Origin of the sequence: Pseudothauera rhizosphaerae (assembly GCF_004801305.1) — a bacterium.
Classification (GTDB): domain Bacteria; phylum Pseudomonadota; class Gammaproteobacteria; order Burkholderiales; family Rhodocyclaceae; genus Pseudothauera; species Pseudothauera rhizosphaerae.
This window is the reverse complement of sequence record NZ_SSOD01000008.1, coordinates 156,175-174,383: the sequence shown is the minus strand read 5'-3', so window position 1 is coordinate 174,383 and position 18,209 is coordinate 156,175. Positions and strand designations below refer to the sequence as shown.

Below are 18,209 nucleotides of genomic sequence, written 5' to 3'. Positions count from 1 at the left end.
GGCCGCCGTTTCGTTCCACCGGCCTCAGAAGCCGAGGCTTTCGAGCAGATCGTCCACCTGCTCCTGGCTGGTGACGACGTCGTCGCGGCCTTCGGCCGAGATCACCGGTCCATTCATCAGGCCCGCGTGCTTGTCGGGAATCCGATCCGACGGGGTGACCTCGAGCAGCACCTGCAGCAACTGGGATTCCAGTTCCTGCGCCATGTCGACGACCTTCTTGATGACCTGGCCGGTGAGATCCTGGAAATCCTGCGCCATCATGATTTCCATCAACTGCGCACTGGTGGCGCGGCTGCTGTCGGCCGCCGTACCCATGAACTGGCGCGTGTCGGCACTCAGGGCCTTGAACTCGTCCACGGTGAGCTGGTTGGCGAACAGCTTGTCCCAGCGCGCCTTGAGCGCGGCCGCATCGGCCTCCACCTTGTCCTGGATCGGGCGGGCGATGTCGGTGGCGTTGAGCACGCGGCTGGCCGCCTGCTCGGTGAGCTGGGCGATGTAGTTCAGGCGCTGGCGGGCATCGGGAATCGCCGAAGCCGCTTCCTGCAGCGCGGCGTCGTAGCCCAGTTCGCGCAGCGTATCGTGCACCTGGCGGGTCAGCCGGCCAATGCGGTTGAACACCGCCTCCTGGCTCTGCTCGCCCCTCGCCTCACCGGCGGCCGGCGCTGCGGCCGCCCGGACGGCCGGTGCGGCGGCGGGCGCGTCGTTCGCTTCGGCGCCGAACTGGCCGGCAACGGCGTCGAACAGCGCCTGCAATTCGTCGTTGTCGCCCGTGGCGGCAGGCTCCGGCGCGACGACCGTGATCGTCGGCTTGGCCGGTGTCGACGCGATGCTGTCGAACAGCGCCTGGAGATCGTCCGAATCGCCCGACTCGTCGAACTTCAGTTTCTTCGCCATCTGCGAACTCCCTATTCCGTATTCCATGCGCGCCCGGCGGGTTCAGGCCACCGCGCCCTTGCCCATCTTCTCGAAGATCTTCTCCAGCTTCTCGGCCATCGTCGCCGAGGTGAACGGCTTGACGATGTAGCCGCTGGCGCCGGCCTGGGCGGCGGCGATGATGTTCTCCTTCTTCGCCTCGGCGGTGATCATCAGCACCGGCAGATGCTTCAGGTGCGGGGTCTGGCGGATGGTCTGCAGCAGGGTGAGGCCATCCATGTTGGGCATGTTCCAGTCGGTGACGACGAAATCGAACTGCGCGCTGTTGAGCTTCTGCAACGCCACGGCGCCGTCCTCCGCCTCGTCGACGTTGGTGTAGCCGAGTTCCTTGAGCAGGTTGCGCACGATGCGGCGCATGGTCGAGAAATCATCGACTACGAGAAACTTGGTCTTGGGGTCAGCCATCTTTCGATCTCCGGTTTTCCTGTTGCGGCCGAACCGCTCAGCGCCCGCGGTTGAGCAAGGGGCGCAGGGTATCGGCCAGCACGTCCGCGTCGAATTTTGCCACGTAAGCGTCCACGCCGACCCGTTTTCCCATCGCCCGGTTGGCCTCGGAAGACAGCGAGGAATGCATCACCACGGGGATGCCTTCGAAGCGGGGATCGCTCTTGATGTTGCGGGTGAGCACGTAGCCGTCCATCTCCGGCATTTCGGCGTCGACCATGATCAGGTCGATCTCCTCGGAGAGGGGACGGCCGGTCTGCTGCGCGTGGCTGGCCATGCCCTCCAGCCGGGTCCAGGCCTCCAGTCCGTTCTGGGCGTGCTTGTGTTTGACGCCGAGCTTGTCGAGCACCTCGACGATCTTGCGCCGTGCGACCGAGGAATCATCCACGAAGAAGACGTTCAGTTCGTGCCCGTCGGTGATGGGCGCGATGCTGCCGACGATGGCATCGCCGAAGGTGTTGGCGAGGATGGTCTCCACATCGACGATGGAGACCAGGCCGCCGCCGGGCAGCTCGGTGATCGCGGTGATGAAGCTGTGCACGCTGGTGGAGACGTTCTCGGGGGCGCGCACCTTGTCCCAATCCACGCGGATGATGCGATCCACGTCGTGCACCAGGAAACCCAGCGTGCGCTTGCTGTACTCGGTGACCATCATCGAGCCGCCGAGGTCGTCGCCCGGTGCGGCGATGCCGAGCACCTTGGCCAGGGACAGCACCGGAATGACGTTGCCGCGCAGCGAGATCAGGCCTTCGACGCCGCTGGGCATGTTGGGCGCACGGGTGATGAAGGGCGTCTTGGACACCTCGCGCACCTTGAACACGTTGATGCCGAAGGTCTCCTTGGTACCCAGCGAGAACAGCAGGATTTCCATGCGGTTTGAGCCGGCCAGCATGGTCCGGCCGTCGACCGCGTCCAGGAAGGTGTTTGCGGGGGTATCGGGGTTCATGGCTTACCTCGGCCGGTTACTGGGCGTCGCCCCTGAGCTGCAGCAGGCGGCGCAGGGAGGTGGCGAGACGCTGCGGTTCGAACTTGGGCACGTACTCGTCCACGCCGACCGACTTGCCGAGATTCTGATTGGACATGCCCGACAGCGACGAATGCATGATCACCGGCACGCCCTCGAAGCGCGGGTCGGATTTGATGGACTTGGTCAGGATGTAACCGTCCATCTCGGGCATTTCCACGTCGGTGAGCACCAGGCTGACCAGATCCTTGACCTTGCGTCCGGTGGATTCGGCGTAGGCGGCCACCTTCTTCAGTTCCTCCCATGCCGCGCGGCCGTTGATCGAGCCGACGTAGCGCACGCCCAGGGCGTCCAGGGTGCGGCTGATCTGCTTGCGCGCCACCGACGAGTCGTCGGCGAAATAGACCATGTGATCGCCCTGTTCCTCGGACAGCGGCTCGATGCTCTGGAACAGGAACTCGTCGTCGTAGCGGGTGGTTTCCGACAGCACCTTCTCCACGTCGAGCATCATCACCAGCTTGTTGTCCGCCAGTTCGGTGACCGCGGTCACCAGGCCGCCCATGTTGGCGACCAGCATGTCGGGCGGCACGCGCATCTGCGCCCAGTCCAGGCGTAGGATGGTGTCCACCGCCTCCACCAGGAAGCCCTGGGTGTGGCCGTTGTACTCGGTGACGATCATGATTTCGCGCGGGGCGTCCGAACCGACGCCCACGTATTTGGCGAGATCCACCACCGGCACCAGCACGCCGCGCAGGCTCACCATGCCTTCCACCGAGGGCGGCATCTCCGGCGCGGCCGTGATCGCCGGCGTGCGCATCACCTCGCGCACCTTGAACACATTGATGCCGAAGGTCTCCCGCCGGCCGGTCCGCGCGTCGACGCCCAGCGTGAACAGCAGGATCTCCAGCTTGTTGGTTCCCGCCAGTCTGGAGCGGGCATCGATGTTCTTGAACAGTTCGGACATTTCCATCTCCGCTAGAGCGGGTTCGCGGCCGCCATACGGCCGGGCAGCCGCGTCTTGTTGAGCTTATCGACAGCTTGCGGGGATTCTTTAGCCCACCGCGCCGCCGCCCGCACGGCCCGGCGCAGTGATGAATTGTATGGGCTGCCGCTGCGCGGTGCGTGCGGAATAGACATGGAATAGCGCCCCATTCCTGCCCATCCGTTCCCCGATGCCCGGCTCCCGCGCCGGGACGTTCAGGTAGCGGGCGCCCCGCGCGCCCCGGCCAGCCGCTGCTGCAGCCGGCCCGCGATGTCGCCGAGGGCCACCACCTCGCAGGCGCCGCCCAGGTTCACCGCCTCGCGCGGCATGCCGTATACCACGCAACTCTCCTCGTCCTGCACCATCGTCCACGCGCCGGCCTTGCGCATCTCCAGCAGGCCGCGCGCGCCGTCCTTGCCCATGCCGGTCAGCAGCACGCCGACCGCTGCCGCGCCCACCTGCTCCGCCGCGGAGTGGAACAGCACGTCCACCGCAGGCCGATGCCGGTTGACCGGCTCGGAGCGCGCCAGCCGGCATTGCCATCCGCCCCCCGCAATGCGCTGCACGGACAGATGGGAATGCCCCGGTGCGAGATACACGGTGCCGTCCTGCACGCGCTCGCCGTCCTCGGCCTCCTTCACGTGCAGCGCGCAGATGTCGTCCAGGCGGCGGGCGAAGGTGACGGTGAACATCTCCGGCATGTGCTGGACGATGAAGATCGGCGGCATGCCGGCCGGCAGGCCGAGCAGCACGGCCTTGATCGCTTCGGTGCCGCCGGTGGACGCCCCGATGAAGACCAGCTTGCCGCTCACCGCCCGTCCGCCCGCGGGCCCGTCCGCCGCTCAGCCACGCTCGCTGTCCTTGCGCTTGTAAACGGTGCGGCCGAGGGAGCCGAACAGGTCGGCCGCATGCATGAAGCTCTCGGAATGGCCGGCGAACAGCAGCCCTTCGGGACGCAGCAGCGGCACGAAGCGCTTGAGGATGCCGTACTGGGTGGGTTTGTCGAAGTAGATCATCACGTTGCGGCAGAAGATCGCGTCCAGCGGCCCCTGCACGCCCCAGTTGGGATCGAGCAGGTTGATGCGGCGGAAAGCTATCAGGCGCTGCAGTTCCGGGCGCACGCGCACCTGGCCGTCCTGGCTGCCCGTGCCGCGCACGAAGAAGCGTTGCAGGCGCTGGGGCGCGAGGCGCTCGACGCGGTCCTGGCGAAAGGCGCCGTGCTGGCCCTGGGCGAGCACGTTGGTGTCGATGTCGCTGGCGAGGATCTGCACCGGCGGGTTCAGCGTGTCGAAGGCCTCGCAGGCTGTGATCGCCAGGGAATACGGCTCCTCGCCGGTGGAGGCGGCACAGCACCAGATCCTGATCGGCCGTTTCTCCGCCACCTTGCGCAGGTAGTCGGCGAGGATGTCGAAGTGGTGCGACTCGCGGAAAAAGGACGTGAGGTTGGTGGTCAGGGAGTTGACGAAGGTCTCCCATTCACCGCGGTCCCGTTCCAGGCGTTCCAGGTACTGGGCAAAGGTCCTGTCGCCGCAGGCACGCAGGCGGCGCGCGAGGCGGCTGTAGACCATGTCCTGCTTGGCCGGCGACAGGGCGATGCCGGCGTGCTGGTGGATGAGCTTGCGCACGCGCTCGAAGTCCGCCTGGGTGAATTCGAACTCGCGGTCGCGCGCGACGGTTGCCGGCATGGCCGGCCACTGCAGTCCGGCGACCGAGCCCGGGCGGGCGGCTGTGCCCGCCGCCTGCCCCGCCCCCGGACGCGACGGCGCCGCCGGGCGCGCAGCCGGCGGCACGGACGGACGCAGCGGTGGGCGGGGTCGGTCACCGGTGGTCACGCTCAGGAATCCTCCCATTCGTCCTGCAGCGCCTTTTTCACCGCAGCAAGACTGCGTGTGCTGGCAAGCGGCGCGATGCGCGCCGACCGCCCGGAGGACGCAGCCGGACGGTCCGCCAGTTTAGCAACTCCGCGCGCCGGTGCTGCGGCGGATGCCTCGCCGCCGGCCCCGCTCCGTCCGCCCGCCTGCTCGTCCAGCAGGATCGCGATCAACTCCTTCACCTCGCGCGCGGACAGCGCGCTGCGCTTTGCCAGCGCGCGTATCTCCGCCGCCACCCGCGCGAAACCCTGCCCCTGCCCACCCGCGCGCGCCGCTTCCACGGCCGCATTCACCGCCACGATGTTCGCCTGCACCGCCAGCGCGTCGAAGAGTACGCCGACCTCTTCGATTCGCGGCGTACCGTCCTCGCCCCTCTTCCCACCCGTCTCCGCGTCGCCGGCATCGGCCGGTGCAGCGGCACGTTCGTCGGCGCCCGCCTGCCCGCTGCGCACGGCGTCGAGCAACGCCGCCACGTCGAGCACGGGCACGGCCTCGCCGCTGCCCAGCACGGTGGCCGCAGCCACGGCGGGCGGACGGCACAGGCTGGCGTCGATGCGCTCGATCGCCAGCGGCTGCACATCCTCCACGGCGTCGACGCCCAGCGCGGCGCGCGCGCCGGCCACTTCCACCACCACCGCCACACCCGCGTTCCAGTCGGCCGACAGGGCGGGCACAGCGAACAGGTGCGCGAGATCGAGCACCGTCAGGTAGTCGCCGCGCACGCGGATCATGCGCGCACGCCCGCCCATCCGGCACACGGCCTGCGGCGCCACCAGCAAGGCCTCGGCAACGCTGCCGAGCGGAACGACGTAGCGCTCGTCGCCGACGGCGACGACCAGGCCGTCGCCGATTTCCGGCGCAGCCGGCACATTGCGGTCGCCCACCCGCCCCCGAACCTGGACGGGAGGCACGAACAGCGTATAGCTGCCGTCCTCGGCCTCGTAAACGTAGTCGGGGTTCGCCGGGGCGGGCGCGGGCGCCCCATCACCGGCATCAGGGGATGCCGCGAGTTCCGCCAGCCGGCCGCACAGCTCGGCCGCGCGGGCATCATCGGCCTGCCCCTGCCCGCGGTGGGCGTCGAGCAGATTGCGCAGCACGCCGCCCGCTTCCCCGCAGGCGCCGATCACCGCCCGGGACAAGGGCCGCGAGCCCTCGCGCACGCCGTCGAGCAGCTTCTCCAGTTCGCGGGCGAGCGCGGTGATGTCGTCGAAGCCGAAGGTCGCGGCACCGCCCTTGATCGAGTGCACGGCGCGGAAGAGTTCCGCCACGTCCTCGGCGGCGGGGGCCTGCGGGTCGATGCGCGGCAGCAGCGCCTCCATGTGCGCCAGGAGCTCATCGGTCTCCTCGAAGAAGACCTGGTAGAACTGGTCCATGTCGCCGCTCATCGCCCGCTCCGCATCGCGTCAGCCCAGCACGAGCGCTATCACTTCGAGCAGACGCCGCGGCTCGAAGGGTTTCACCAGCCAGCCGCTGGCGCCGGCGGCACGGCCGCGCGCCTTGACCGCCTGGGACGATTCGGTGCTCATCACCAGCATCGGCAGCGCGCGGTAATGCGGCAGCTCGCGCAGGCGGCCGATCAGCGCCAGGCCGTCCAGGCGCGGCATGTTGAAGTCGGTCAGCACCATGTCGAAAGGCGCGGCGGCGGCCTTCTCGAGCGCGTCCACGCCATCCACCGCCTCGGTCACGCGGTAGCCCGCACCGTGCAGGGTGTGGCTCACCACCTGCCGGATGGCTGCCGAGTCGTCGACCGCGAGGATGTGCTTGGGCATGGTGGACTTCCGGGTTGCGTGAGTCGCCCGGCCGGTAGGCCGACGCTTCCTCACCGGATTATCGTCCCGCAGGCCGCCGGACTTTAGCGCCGCACCCCCTCCGCGGCGTGCGGCCCTCAGCGGATGAGCGTGGACGGGCTGCCCGGTATCGCGGCCGGTGGTGCCACGGGGCCGTCGCCCGGCCCATCCGCACCGGCACCGGGCGCGCCGCCGCCTTCGCTGCGGATGGCTTCTTCGGCCTGCTTTTTCATGACGATGATGCTGATGCGGCGATTGGCCGGATCGAGTGGATCGTCGCGGTTCAGATGGATGGTGTCGGCCAGGCCGACCACCCGCAGCACCTTGCCGTTGTCCAGCCCGCCGGCGAGCAGCTCGCGGCGCGAGGTGTTGGCCCGGTTGCTCGACAGCTCCCAGTTGGAGAAGCCGCGCTCGCCGCCGGCGTAGGGCGCAGCATCCGTATGCCCGGACAGGCTCACCCGGTTCGGTACGTCGTTCAGCGCCCGGCCGATGGCGCGCAGCAGGTCGCGGGTGTAGGGCTGCAGGATGGCGCTGCCGGAAAGGAACATGGGCCGGTTCTGCTCATCGACGAGCTGGATGCGCAGGCCTTCCAGCGTGATGTCCATCAGGATCTGGTTCTTGAATGGCCGCAGGGCGGGGTCGGCCTCGATGATGGCCTCGATGCGCCCTTTCAGGTCGAGCAGGCGGGCGCTTTCGGTGCGCCGCTCCCGCGCCAGCACGTCCTCGACCGGGGCCGGCGGGCGCTCCAGCACGTCGCCGCGCCTGACCTGCCCCACCGAGCGGCTCAGATCGTCGCCGCCACCCTGCAGTACGCGGGAGCTCCCTCCGTCCTCGGCGCCGCCCTGCATGGAAAACTTGATCGGCGTGCGGAAATGCTCCGCGATGCCTTCGAGATCGCCCTGGGCGGTGGAGCCGAGCAGCCACATCATCAGGAAGAAGGCCATCATCGCGGTCACGAAGTCCGCGTAGGCCAGCTTCCACACGCCGCCGTGGGCACCACCGCCGCCCTTGCGGATGCGTTTGACGACGATGGGCTGCTGGGAATCGTCGCGCATGCCTCAGCCCCCCACGAAGGCAAGCGGATCGGCCGGCGGCACCCGCCTCGGGCCCACGGGCCGCTTCACTTCCTGCGCGCCTTCAGATCCTCCTCCAGTTCGGAGAAGGTCGGGCGGTCGGAGGAGAACAGCACCTTGCGGCCGAACTCCACCGCCACCTGCGGCGCATAGCCGTTCATGCTGGCGAGCAGCACCACCTTGATGCACTGGTAGATCTTGCCGCCCTCTTCCACCTTCTGTTCGAGCTGGCCTGCGATGGGCTGCACGAAGCCGTAGGACAGCAGGATGCCGAGGAAGGTACCGACCAGCGCGCCGCCGATCATCTTGCCCAGCACGGCCGGCGGCTCGCCCACCGAGCCCATGACGTTCACCACGCCCATCACCGCCACGACGATACCGAAGGCCGGCAGCGCGTCGCCCGTCTTGGCGACGATGTGCGCCGGAGCGTGCGCCTCCTGGTGATGGGTCTCGATCTCCAGGTCCATCAGGTTCTCGATCTCGAAGGCGTTCAGGTTGCCGCCCACCATCATGCGCAGGTAGTCGGTGAGGAACTCGACCGCGTGCCGATCGGCCATCACGCCGGGGTACTTGGTGAACAGGGGGCTGGAATCCGGATCGTCCACGTCGTTCTCGATGGACATCAGTCCTTCCTTGCGCACCTTGGCGAGGATCTCGTACATCAGCGCCAGCAGGTCCATGTACAGGGCCTTGCCGTAGGGCGAACCCTTGAGGGCGGACGGCAGCGTCTTGAGCACGGCCTTCATGGTGCGCCCGCCGTTGCCGGCGATGAAGCTGCCGACCATCAGGCCGAAGATCGCCAGATATTCGAGCGGTACCCACAGGGCCATGAGGCTGCCGTGCACGGCATAGGTACCAATCGCGGCAGCCAGAACGATCAGATAACCGACGATGAGTAGCACCAGGCACCCCTGTTGTCCCGCCCCACGGCGGCAGCCCGTGAAAATACTGTGTTTCTAACGTCGCCGCAAAGCGAAACTTGAATGCGGGCGCCAAAAATACCACTGGGGCCGTCTGCTCGGCAGGCGGCCCCAGTGGCGGGTTTGCGGCGCGGCGCCAAGCCGCCGCGATCAAACGAGTTCGGCCTTCGCCCGCTTGGCCGCACGCTTGGTCTTGCCCGCACGGGACGGCATGTTGCACAGGCCGCAGACGAAGTTCTGCGTCGGGTCGTAGGCATGCGCCACGTAATGCCCGCCGCAGCAGGTGCAAGGCGCCATCTGGATCAGGTCCGCGTCGTAGAAGCGCACCAGCGTCCACGCCCGCGTCAGGCTCAGGACCGGCTCCATGGCGTCGGACTCGATGTGGTCCAGATAGAGGTGGTAGGCCTTGAGGATGGAATCCAGGCCCTCGAGGCCGGCGCGCTCGCTGAAGAAGCGGTAGAAGCCCATGAACAGCGACGAATGGACGTTCGGCTGCCAGGTCATGAACCAGTCGGTGGAGAACGGCAGCATGCCCTTCGGGGGCGAGACGCCGCGCACTTCCTTGTAGATCTTCAGCAGGCGTTCGCGGCTGAGCCGGGTTTCCGCCTCCAGCATCTGCATGCGCGCGCCCAGGCGCACCATTTCCACGGCGCGCTGGATGTCCTCGGCTTCCCGGATGATGCTCTTGTTCTTCATTGTTCGGTTTCCTCACACGGCTCTTCCACCGACCTGGAGGCGGCGATGATCGCCGCATGCAGACCCGAGGTTGCCGCATCGCGCCCGTTGCCGGCCATCAGTCCGGCCAGCAGGCCGTCGTCGAAGCGGAAGCGCGGCAGCAGCGCCTGGCTGCTGGCCATGCGCACCAGCTTCGCGGCACTCAGCCCTTCGATCAGGTCCGCCATCTCGCTGCCCATGCCGAGGCGGTACATGGCCGTCTCGCGATCGCTGCGCAGCATCTGCTGGGCCAGCATCAGGTAGGCGAGGTTCAGTTCGCGTATTTCTTCCTGAAAATCAGGGCGTTCCATTTATTAGCTTCCTTTCAAGGGCAAGCTAGTCGAAGTTAAAGTTGATTCTGAAGAAACACCCGTAAACTGCCCATCGGGGCCCGTAGAAATTTACAGTAACGAATCCAAGAAAGCATTTGTAAGAAAACTTCCTACACGCACACTGCCCGTTCATCGTGACAACGGCAGCGCGAGCCCAGACTTTAGCCAAATTCGGGGCGGCAGTGTGGTGCACCGGCACAAATTTTTGCTGCCGGCAGCGAGAAATGTTGCACAAATGCTTACAAAACGAGCTGGGCAGCCGGTGTGGGACGGCTGAAGTGGAAGCCCTGCAGGAAGTCGCAGCCGGCCAGACGCAGCACCTCGGCCTGGCCGGCGGATTCGACGCCCTCGGCGATGGTCGCCAGCCGCAGGCTGCCGGCCAGCGCGATGATCGCGCGCACGATGGCGGCGTCGTCGTCGTTCTCGCACAGTTCGCGGACGAAGGACTTGTCGATCTTGATGATGTCTATCGGCAGGCGTTTCAGGTAGGACAGGGAGGAGTAGCCGGTGCCGAAGTCGTCCACCGCCACCTGCACGCCCATGTTCTTGAGCGCACGCAGCATGCCGGCCGCCGATTCCACGTCGGCCATCAGCGAAGTCTCGGTGATTTCGAGCACCAGGCATGCCGGCGGCAGTGCGCTGCGCCGCAGCGCGTCGGCCACCACCTCGAGCAGGCGCGGCTGGGAGAACTGCACCGCCGACACGTTCACCGACACGCGTACCCGCTCGTGGCCCGCATCCAGCCAGGCGCGGGCCTGGCGGGCGGCCTCGCACAGCACCCAGGCGCCCAGTTCGGCGATCAGGCCGGTTTCGTCGGCGAGCGGGATGAAGCGGTCCGGCGGCAGCCGCCCGAGGCGGGGGTGCAGCCAGCGCACCAGGGCCTCGGCGCCGACCGGGCGCAGGTGGCGCGCGCTGATCACCGGCTGGTATTCGATCAGCAGTTCGCCCCGCTCCACCGCGTGGCGCAGGTCCGCTTCCATGGCCAGGCGTTCGGCCGAGGCGGCGTTCATCGTGCGTTCGTAGAAGCGCAGGTCGTTGCCACCGGCGCGCTTGACCTGGCCGAGCGCCGTCTCCGCGTTCATCAACAGGTCGAGCACCGCCTCGCCGTCGGAGGGGATCATGGCGATGCCCACGCTGGCGGTGAGGAAGAGTTCCACGCGATCCTTGAGCAGCGGTTCGTCGAAGCTCTTCACGATCCAGCGCGCCAGCATCTCCACACTGCCGCGGTCGTTGACGCCGGGCAGGAACACGCCGAACTCGTCGCCGCCGAGGCGGGCGAGCACGACCTCCGGCCCCAGCCCGGCGCGCAGCCGCTGGCCCACCTGGCGCAGCAGGTCGTTGCCGGCCTCGTAGCCGAAGCTCGCATTGATGCGCAGGAAGCGGTCCAGGTCCACCACCAGCACGGCGCCGGCCGGCACCCTGCCCCGTTCGCGGTGCTCGCGGATGGCGTCGCCGACCTTGTTGCAGAACAGGTGGTGGTTGGGCAGCGCCGACAGGCCGTCGAAGTAGGCCAGTTGCTGGATGCGCGTGTCCGCGTGGCGCACCGCGCGGCGCGCGCGCAGGCCGCGCATCTCGCGCTCGATCACCGGCACCAGGCGTTCGTAGTCGCCCTTGCAGATGTAGTCGTCCACCCCGTCGTACATGGCCGAGACGGCGTCGCGGTCGGCGATCTGCCCCGAATGGATGATGAAGGGGATGTCCTGGCCGCTGCGCTTGAGCACGTCGAGCGCGGCGAGCGCGTCGAAACCCGGCATGTCGTGGTCGGAGAGGATGAGGTCCCAGTCCTGCCCGGCGAGCGCGGCGGCCATGTCCAGCGCGCTATCGACACGGCGGCAATCGACCACGAGGCCGCGCCGCGCCAGTTCGGTGCGCAGCAGGTAGGCATCGTCCTCGGAATCGTCGACGATCAGGACGCGTATCGGCGCTTCACCGTGCAAGGCCGCCTCGGCGCGCATTCGTCCCATGATGCTCAGCGCCCCACCTGCTGGATGGCCTCGGTGCGGTTGCGCCCGCGCTGCTTGGCCAGGTAGACGCCCTCGTCGGCACGTTTCATCAGCGCGTCCACATCCCCCATGCCGCCGTCGCGCACCGCCACGCCGACGCTGATGCTCACCTTCGGGCACCGGCCGCCGGCGTCCATGCCCAGGCTGTCCACCGCGCTGCGCAGGCGCTCGCCGCAGGCCAGCGCCGCGCTCAGGTCGGTTTCGGGGCAGATCACCAGGAATTCGTCGCCGCCGGTGCGGCAGATCACGTCCTGCCCGCGCAGCGCCCCGCGCAGGGCGTCGGCGGCGGCGCGCAGCACGGCGTCGCCCGCGTCGTGGCCGTGGGTGTCGTTGATCTGCTTGAAGGCGTCGATGTCGATGATCATGCACGACAGCGGCCGCCCGCTGCGGCTCGACGCCAGCCATTCCTGCTGGATGCGGTCGATGGCGTAGCGCCGGTTGGGGAAACCGGTGAGGGCGTCGGTCAGCGCGACCTCCTGCAGGCGCCGGTTGCTGACCGCGAGTTCCGCGGCGAAACGGCGGATCTCCTCGCGCTCGCGTTCGAGTTCCTGCTGCAGGCGCACCACGCGCAAGCCGGCGCGCAGGCGCGCCGCCAGCAGGCGCGGCTCGAGCGGCTTGCCGACGAAGTCGTCCACCCCGGCCTCGAAGGCCTCGATCAGGCGCCCGCTCTCGTCCATGTCGGTGAGCAGCAGGATGTAGACGTTGCGGCCGATGCGCGTGGCGCGCAGCGCGCGGATCAGATCCATGCCGCTCATCTGCGGCATCGCGCAGTCGCTCAGCAGCAGGTGGGGCTGGATTTCCAGCGCCATTTCCATGCCGCTGCGGCCGTCCGCCGCCTCATACACGGTGAAGGTCGATTCCTGCAGCACGCTGCGCAGTTGCGCCCGCACCGCCGGATCGTCCTCGACGATCAGCACACGCACCGTGCTGTCCGGCGCCTCGTCGGGCACCGCGGCCGGGTCGGCGGCGGACGCCCCGCTTTCCGCGGCGTCGGGCTGGGCGCCCGCTGCACGCCCCGCCCCGCCCTTCACGAGCAGTTGCGCAAAGTCGGGGGGCGTGCCGGCGGGCAGTTCGAGCGAGACAACCCAGTCGCGCCACAGCATCACGATGTGCCCGCCGGCCGAGGCGAGTTCTTCGGTGCCGATGTCGATGGCGGCGGCGGTCTCGACCAGGCGCGCCAGCAGTGCCGGCCGGTCGGCTTCCTGGGCGCAGCACAGGTCGGCGATCAGGCGCCCGGCCACCAGCGTGTACAGCAGGGCGAAATCGCGCGTTCCCGGCGTGCTGGGCGAGCGCTCTGGCGTTTCGAACAGCCTGACCGGCTCGATCAGCACCTTGGGCAAGCCCCAGTCGGCGAGCATCGCCACCGCCAGGTCGGTATGCGTCATGGCGAACGCGCGATGCTCCAGGTCGGTCAGGCGCAGTTCCCGGTAGCGCCGCGCCTCCGCGAGCACCTGGGCGTATTCGGCGGGATAGATGGTGGCCAGCGCCAGTTCGCCCACATCGGAGAGCAGGCCCAGACTGAACAGTTCGTCCGGCGCACCGGCCCGGTTGCGCTGCGCCAGCACCTGCACGGCCAGCGCGGCCGCCAGCGAGCGCGACCAGAAGGCATCGTACTGAAAGCCCTTGCAGGCCCCGCGCCGGTAATTGGACAGCAGCGAAAACCCCAGCGCCATGTTGCGCACGGCCGGCAGGCCGAGCACCATCAGTGCCTCCTGCACCGACACCACCGGCCGGCGGGTCAGGGCCACGATGCCGTTGGCCGCCTTGATCAGCCGCCCGACGAAGGCGGGATCGCCCTTGATGACATGTGCCAGTTCCGCCATCGAGACCTCGTCGCGCTGGGTCAGGCGGATGATGGCCAGGGCGACGCCGCGCGGCGAAGGCAGGTCGCCGGAGGCCTTGAGTTTCTCGTAACGGCTCGAATCGAAAGCGTGGGGCATCGAGTGGGGGATTCCGGTGTTGCGCCGCAATACGACGTTCGGCGCAAATTGCGCCACGACTTTACCCTGCGCGCCCACTCCCTGGGAAGCATTCCCTGGAGGGAGGCGGCATCTGCATGAACCGTCCGCCGATACTCGCTGCGCGCTAGAATCGGGGCGTTTCCACCCCGATCCGGTTTCCATGAAGTTCTGCTCCAACTGCGGTACGGCGGTCGATCTGCGCGTTCCCCCGGGCGACACCCTGCCGCGCCACGTGTGCCCGGCCTGCGGCAGCATCCACTATCTGAATCCCAAGATGGTGGTGGGCGCGCTGCCCGAATGGGAAGGCCGCATCCTGCTGTGCCGTCGCGCCATCGAGCCGCGCCACGGCTACTGGACGCTGCCGGCAGGCTTCATGGAGAACTGCGAGACCACCGCCCAGGCCGCGGCACGCGAAACACTGGAAGAAGCCTGCGCACGCATCGAGATCGGCGAGCTGTACACGCTGTTCGACATCCCCCACATCAGTCAGGTGCACATCATCTACCGCGCCCGCCTGCTCGACGTCGATTTCGGCCCCGGCGAGGAATCGCTCGAAGTGGCGCTGTTCGACGAAGCGGACATCCCCTGGGGCGACATCGCCTTCCGTTCCGTAGAGCAGACGCTGAAGCACTACTACGAAGACCGCCGACGCGGACGCTGGCAATTCCACGTCGGGACCATTCCGCCGCCATCCGGGCACAGCTCCCCGCGTTGAACCCGCAGCCCGGCGCGGCGCTCGAAATACAGTAGTCCCGGTGCGCTTGCATCCGCGCCCGGGAATCTGTTCTGATTGCGCAGTCCCGGGCCACGCGACCGGCGTGGCCGGGCAGCGTGTGCGGGAGACTTTCGTGTACGTCGACAGTATCGCCAGCGATCCAGCCCTCATGCAGCTCGATGCCGCAGACCTGCTCGTGGCGGAACGGCTGCCGTGGATCCTCACGCTGGACGTACATGGCCTGCCCCACCGCTGGGTGAGCTGGCAGGCGGCCTGCCACTACTACGCCCGTGACCTGGTGGCCTGGGCCATCGGCGACCGCCAGTTCCGCATCCGCGGCGGCCTGTGCCGCGCCACCGGGCAGCGCTCGGAAATCACCGCCAACAGCATCATCGCCATCAAGGGCCGGGCGCTGAAACCCGGCACGCTGCAGCAGGTGCCCCACCTGAACAACCGCGAACTCTTCCACCGCGACCGCCAGATCTGCGCGTACTGCGGCGACCACTTCAGCATCGCCACCCTCACCCGCGACCACGTGCACCCCATCTCCCAGGGCGGGCGCGACGTGTGGATGAACGTCGTCACCGCCTGCCGGCCGTGCAACCAGAAGAAGAGCGGGCGCACCCCGGAACAGGCCCGCATGCCGCTGCTCTATGCGCCCTACGTACCCAACAAGGCCGAGTACCTGATCCTCTGCAACCGCAACATCCTCGCCGACCAGATGGATTTCCTCGCCCGCCACGTCCCGCGCCAGAGCCGCCTGTACCTGCCGGCCTGAAAGCACCTCCCCGCTTCCCCCTGCGCTGCCCTCGCCATCGGGGTAATATCCGCGCCTGAGCGGCCGGCACCCGTGGCCCGCGCAAGAACAACAGGCAGAACCGGGAGTTGCCGGACACGATGAATCCCCCCGCCCCGCCCCGCCTCCGGCTGGCCGGCATCCGCAAGGTCTATCCCACCGTGGTCGCCAACGACGGCATCGCCCTCGCCGTGGAGGCGGGCGAAATCCACGCCGTGCTGGGCGAGAACGGCGCCGGCAAGTCCACGCTGATGAAGATCATCTACGGCGCCGCCCGCCCGAGCGCCGGCGAGATGTGGTGGGAAGGCGAGCGCGTTGAGGTGGCGAACCCCGCCCAGGCGCGCGCGCTGGGCATCGGCATGGTGTTCCAGCATTTCTCCCTGTTCGAGACCCTCACCGTGGCCGAGAACGTGGCGCTGGCCCTGCCCGGCAAGCCGCCGCTGAGCGAACTGGCGCGCCGCATCGAGGAAGTTTCGCAGCATTACGGCCTGCCGGTGGACCCGCGCCGCCACGTCCATGCCCTGTCCGTGGGCGAGCGCCAGCGGGTGGAGATCGTCCGCTGCCTGCTGCAGAACCCGAAGCTGCTGATCATGGACGAGCCCACGTCCGTGCTGACCCCGCAGGCGGTGGAGAAGCTCTTCGATACCCTGCGCCAGCTCGCGGCGGAAGGCTGTTCCATCCTCTACATCAGCCACAAGCTGGACGAGATCCAGGCGCTCTGCCACACCGCCACCGTGCTGCGCGGCGGGCGGGTCAGCGGCCACTGCCGGCCGGCGGAGGAAACCCCCCAGTCCATGGCGCGGCTGATGACAGGCCGCGACCTGCCGGTGTGCGAGCACGGCCCGGCCGCGGCCGGCGGCGAAGTGCGCCTGCGCCTGGCGGGACTCTCCCACGCCAGCGACGACCCCTTCGGCACCGACCTGAAGGACATCCACCTGGACGTGCATGCGGGCGAGATCGTCGGCATCGCCGGCGTCTCGGGCAACGGCCAGCAGGAACTGCTGCGGGCGATCTCGGGCGAGGACATCATCGCGGAGAAATTCCCGGTGCAGATCTGCGGCGTGGAGGCCGGCCGCCTGAGCGCCGGCCGCCGGCGCCGGCTCGGGCTGTGCTTCGTGCCGGAAGAGCGCCTGGGGCGCGGCACCGTGCCGTCCATGTCGCTCACCGACAATGCCGTGCTGACCGCGGCGCGCAACGCCAGGCTGGTGCACGCCGGCTTCGTCGCCTTCGGCCGGGCGCGGCGGTTCGCCGCCGAGTGCATTGCCCGCTTCGACGTCAGGTGCGGCGGGCCGCAGGTGGAGGCCGAGTCCCTCTCCGGCGGCAACCTGCAGAAGTTCATCGTCGGCCGCGAGATGCTGCAGGCGCCCAGGGTTTTCGTCTGCGCCCAGCCCACCTGGGGCGTGGACGTGGGCGCGGCGGCCTTCATCCGCCAGGCCATCATCGACCTGCGCAACCGGGGCTGCGCGGTGCTGGTGGTGTCCGAGGAACTGGACGAGCTGTTCGAAATCTGCGACCGCATCGCGGTCATGGCCCAGGGCCGGCTCTCGCCCGCGCGGCCGGCGGCCGAGACCGGCGTGGAGAACATCGGCCTGTGGATGAGCGGCCTGTGGCCGGGCGCCGACGGTTCGGCAACGGAGACGGGCCGTGCTGCGGCTTGAGGCGCGCGCGGAACCCTCGTACCTGATGCGCTGGTGCTCGCCGCTGCTGGCCGCCGCGCTCACGCTGCTGGCCGGGCTGGCGATCTTCTGGCTGCTCGACAAGGACCCGCTGGAGGGCCTGCGCTACTTCCTCGTCCATCCGGTGAAGGACCTCTACGGCGTCTCCGAGCTGCTGCTCAAGGCCACGCCGCTGATGCTGTGCGCCATCGGCCTGGCGGTGGGCTTTCGCGCCAACGTGTGGAACATCGGCGCGGAAGGCCAGTTCATGCTCGGCACCGTGGGCGCCAGCGGCGTGGCGCTGTACTTCGCCGAGTCCGACAGCGCGCTGATCCTGCCCGCCATGCTGGCCGCCGGCGCCGCGGCCGGCGCCCTGTGGGCGGCGATCCCGGCCCTGCTGCGGACCCGCTTCAACGCCAACGAGATCCTCGTGTCGCTGATGCTGGTGTATGTGGCCCAGTTGTTCGTGTCCTGGCTGGTGTTCGGCCCCTGGCGGGACCCCATGGGTTTCGGTTTCCCGCAGACCGCCATGTTCCACGACGCCGCGCTGCTGCCCGTCGTCCTCGAGGGCACCCGCCTGCACCTGGGCTTCCCGTTCGGGCTCGCAGTGCTGGCCGCGGGCTACGTGTTCATGAACCGCAGCTACCCGGGCTTCCGGATGCGGGTGGCCGGCGAGGCGGCGGACGCCGCGCGCTACGCCGGCTTCTCCACCCGCCGCACGGTGTGGATCGGCCTGCTCGCCGGCGGCGCGGCGGCGGGCGTGGCCGGCATGATGGAAGTGGCCGGCCCCATGGGCCAGCTCACCGACAAGGTCGGCCTGGGCTACGGCTTCGCCGCCATCATCGTGGCCTTCGTGGGGCGCCTGCACGCCTTCGGCATCCTGCTCGCCAGCCTGCTCATGGCCCTGCTCTTCATCGGCGGAGAACAGGCCCAGCAGTACATGAACCTGCCCGGTTCCATCTCCCTGGTCTTCCAGGGTTTGCTGCTGTTCTTCCTGCTGGGCTCGGACGTGTTCATCCACCACCGGCTGCGCGTCGGCCGGGCGGCGGCATAGGTACG

General features: G+C 68.6%; 18 protein-coding genes. 4 read left to right on the top strand and 14 right to left on the bottom strand.

Translation table 11 applies throughout. The features are described 5' to 3' along the window. Positions 1 to 24 precede the first annotated feature (24 nt). From cheZ to E6O51_RS12095, 14 genes are all read right to left on the bottom strand, one after another. Positions 25 to 894: a protein phosphatase CheZ gene (cheZ, locus tag E6O51_RS12160; protein ID WP_136385249.1), complete on the bottom strand. Its 870-nt coding sequence runs from the start codon at positions 892 to 894 to the stop codon at positions 25 to 27. Positions 895 to 936: 42 nt separating this feature from the next. Then, positions 937 to 1,338, bottom strand: a complete 402-nt coding sequence (cheY, locus tag E6O51_RS12155) for a chemotaxis response regulator CheY (RefSeq protein ID WP_136385248.1) — start codon at positions 1,336 to 1,338, stop codon at positions 937 to 939. A gap of 37 nt (positions 1,339 to 1,375) precedes the next feature. Then, positions 1,376 to 2,323: a chemotaxis protein gene (locus E6O51_RS12150; protein ID WP_136385247.1), complete on the bottom strand. Its 948-nt coding sequence runs from the start codon at positions 2,321 to 2,323 to the stop codon at positions 1,376 to 1,378. A 16-nt stretch (positions 2,324 to 2,339) separates the two neighbouring features. Further along, positions 2,340 to 3,305 carry a chemotaxis protein gene (locus tag E6O51_RS12145; RefSeq protein WP_136385246.1) on the bottom strand — a complete coding sequence of 322 codons (966 nt, stop codon included), beginning with the start codon at positions 3,303 to 3,305 and terminating at the stop codon, positions 2,340 to 2,342. A 233-nt stretch (positions 3,306 to 3,538) separates the two neighbouring features. Continuing rightward, positions 3,539 to 4,135: a CheB methylesterase domain-containing protein gene (locus tag E6O51_RS12140; protein ID WP_230976775.1), complete on the bottom strand. Its 597-nt coding sequence runs from the start codon at positions 4,133 to 4,135 to the stop codon at positions 3,539 to 3,541. A gap of 30 nt (positions 4,136 to 4,165) precedes the next feature. After that, a complete protein-coding gene (locus tag E6O51_RS12135; RefSeq protein ID WP_136385245.1) occupies positions 4,166 to 5,008 on the bottom strand; it encodes a CheR family methyltransferase in 843 nt (280 codons plus the stop codon). Between the two features lie 149 nt (positions 5,009 to 5,157). Then, positions 5,158 to 6,579 carry a chemotaxis protein CheW gene (locus E6O51_RS22500; protein ID WP_136385244.1) on the bottom strand — a complete coding sequence of 474 codons (1,422 nt, stop codon included), beginning with the start codon at positions 6,577 to 6,579 and terminating at the stop codon, positions 5,158 to 5,160. Between the two features lie 18 nt (positions 6,580 to 6,597). Next, positions 6,598 to 6,963, bottom strand: coding sequence for a response regulator (locus E6O51_RS12125; RefSeq protein ID WP_136385243.1), 366 nt, complete (start codon positions 6,961 to 6,963; stop codon positions 6,598 to 6,600). Between the two features lie 116 nt (positions 6,964 to 7,079). Further along, entirely contained in the window at positions 7,080 to 8,036 is a 957-nt protein-coding gene (gene motB / locus E6O51_RS12120; RefSeq protein WP_136385242.1) for a flagellar motor protein MotB, read from the bottom strand. A 65-nt stretch (positions 8,037 to 8,101) separates the two neighbouring features. Further along, positions 8,102 to 8,956, bottom strand: coding sequence for a flagellar motor stator protein MotA (gene motA, locus E6O51_RS12115; protein WP_136385241.1), 855 nt, complete (start codon positions 8,954 to 8,956; stop codon positions 8,102 to 8,104). 168 nt (positions 8,957 to 9,124) lie between these two features. Then, a complete protein-coding gene (flhC, locus tag E6O51_RS12110) occupies positions 9,125 to 9,670 on the bottom strand; it encodes a flagellar transcriptional regulator FlhC (RefSeq protein WP_136385240.1) in 546 nt (181 codons plus the stop codon). Next, positions 9,667 to 9,999 carry a flagellar transcriptional regulator FlhD gene (gene flhD / locus E6O51_RS12105; protein ID WP_136385239.1) on the bottom strand — a complete coding sequence of 111 codons (333 nt, stop codon included), beginning with the start codon at positions 9,997 to 9,999 and terminating at the stop codon, positions 9,667 to 9,669. Before flhD ends, flhC begins: the two co-directional genes overlap by 4 nt. A gap of 260 nt (positions 10,000 to 10,259) precedes the next feature. Then, entirely contained in the window at positions 10,260 to 11,984 is a 1,725-nt protein-coding gene (locus E6O51_RS12100; protein ID WP_136385238.1) for a putative bifunctional diguanylate cyclase/phosphodiesterase, read from the bottom strand. 5 nt (positions 11,985 to 11,989) lie between these two features. Further along, on the bottom strand, positions 11,990 to 13,963 hold the full coding sequence (locus E6O51_RS12095; RefSeq protein WP_136385237.1) for a diguanylate cyclase: 1,974 nt from the start codon (positions 13,961 to 13,963) through the stop codon (positions 11,990 to 11,992). A 181-nt stretch (positions 13,964 to 14,144) separates the two neighbouring features. On the opposite strand from E6O51_RS12095, the gene E6O51_RS12090 reads away from it, so the two are divergent. The 4 genes from E6O51_RS12090 to E6O51_RS12075 all read left to right on the top strand — a co-directional run bounded on the left by E6O51_RS12090 (position 14,145) and on the right by E6O51_RS12075 (position 18,204). Then, positions 14,145 to 14,699, top strand: coding sequence for an NUDIX hydrolase (locus E6O51_RS12090; RefSeq protein ID WP_136385236.1), 555 nt, complete (start codon positions 14,145 to 14,147; stop codon positions 14,697 to 14,699). Positions 14,700 to 14,832: 133 nt separating this feature from the next. Next, complete coding sequence (locus E6O51_RS12085) at positions 14,833 to 15,477, top strand: HNH endonuclease (protein ID WP_230976774.1); 645 nt, start codon at positions 14,833 to 14,835, stop codon at positions 15,475 to 15,477. Positions 15,478 to 15,596: 119 nt separating this feature from the next. Continuing rightward, positions 15,597 to 17,153: an ABC transporter ATP-binding protein gene (locus E6O51_RS12080; protein WP_136385235.1), complete on the top strand. Its 1,557-nt coding sequence runs from the start codon at positions 15,597 to 15,599 to the stop codon at positions 17,151 to 17,153. Further along, the gene (locus E6O51_RS12075; RefSeq protein ID WP_136385234.1) at positions 17,140 to 18,204 is read left to right on the top strand and encodes an ABC transporter permease; all 1,065 of its coding nucleotides are present in this window, start codon (positions 17,140 to 17,142) and stop codon (positions 18,202 to 18,204) included. The genes E6O51_RS12080 and E6O51_RS12075 overlap by 14 nt, the downstream gene beginning before the upstream one ends. Positions 18,205 to 18,209: the final 5 nt, after the last annotated feature.

Excerpts from the sequence above, each read along its gene's own strand:
- E6O51_RS12095 (WP_136385237.1), bottom strand. The coding sequence starts at position 13,963 with ATGCCCCACGCTTTCGATTCGAGCCGTTACGAGAAACTCAAGGCCTCC.
- flhD (WP_136385239.1), bottom strand. The coding sequence starts at position 9,999 with ATGGAACGCCCTGATTTTCAGGAAGAAATACGCGAACTGAACCTCGCC.
- E6O51_RS22500 (WP_136385244.1), bottom strand. The coding sequence starts at position 6,579 with ATGAGCGGCGACATGGACCAGTTCTACCAGGTCTTCTTCGAGGAGACC.
- flhC (WP_136385240.1), bottom strand. The coding sequence starts at position 9,670 with ATGAAGAACAAGAGCATCATCCGGGAAGCCGAGGACATCCAGCGCGCC.
- E6O51_RS12145 (WP_136385246.1), bottom strand. The coding sequence starts at position 3,305 with ATGTCCGAACTGTTCAAGAACATCGATGCCCGCTCCAGACTGGCGGGA.
- cheZ (WP_136385249.1), bottom strand. The coding sequence starts at position 894 with ATGGCGAAGAAACTGAAGTTCGACGAGTCGGGCGATTCGGACGATCTC.
- E6O51_RS12135 (WP_136385245.1), bottom strand. The coding sequence starts at position 5,008 with ATGCCGGCAACCGTCGCGCGCGACCGCGAGTTCGAATTCACCCAGGCG.
- E6O51_RS12080 (WP_136385235.1), top strand. The coding sequence starts at position 15,597 with ATGAATCCCCCCGCCCCGCCCCGCCTCCGGCTGGCCGGCATCCGCAAG.
- motB (WP_136385242.1), bottom strand. The coding sequence starts at position 8,036 with ATGCGCGACGATTCCCAGCAGCCCATCGTCGTCAAACGCATCCGCAAG.
- cheY (WP_136385248.1), bottom strand. The coding sequence starts at position 1,338 with ATGGCTGACCCCAAGACCAAGTTTCTCGTAGTCGATGATTTCTCGACC.
- E6O51_RS12100 (WP_136385238.1), bottom strand. The coding sequence starts at position 11,984 with ATGGGACGAATGCGCGCCGAGGCGGCCTTGCACGGTGAAGCGCCGATA.
- E6O51_RS12090 (WP_136385236.1), top strand. The coding sequence starts at position 14,145 with ATGAAGTTCTGCTCCAACTGCGGTACGGCGGTCGATCTGCGCGTTCCC.
- E6O51_RS12150 (WP_136385247.1), bottom strand. The coding sequence starts at position 2,323 with ATGAACCCCGATACCCCCGCAAACACCTTCCTGGACGCGGTCGACGGC.
- E6O51_RS12125 (WP_136385243.1), bottom strand. The coding sequence starts at position 6,963 with ATGCCCAAGCACATCCTCGCGGTCGACGACTCGGCAGCCATCCGGCAG.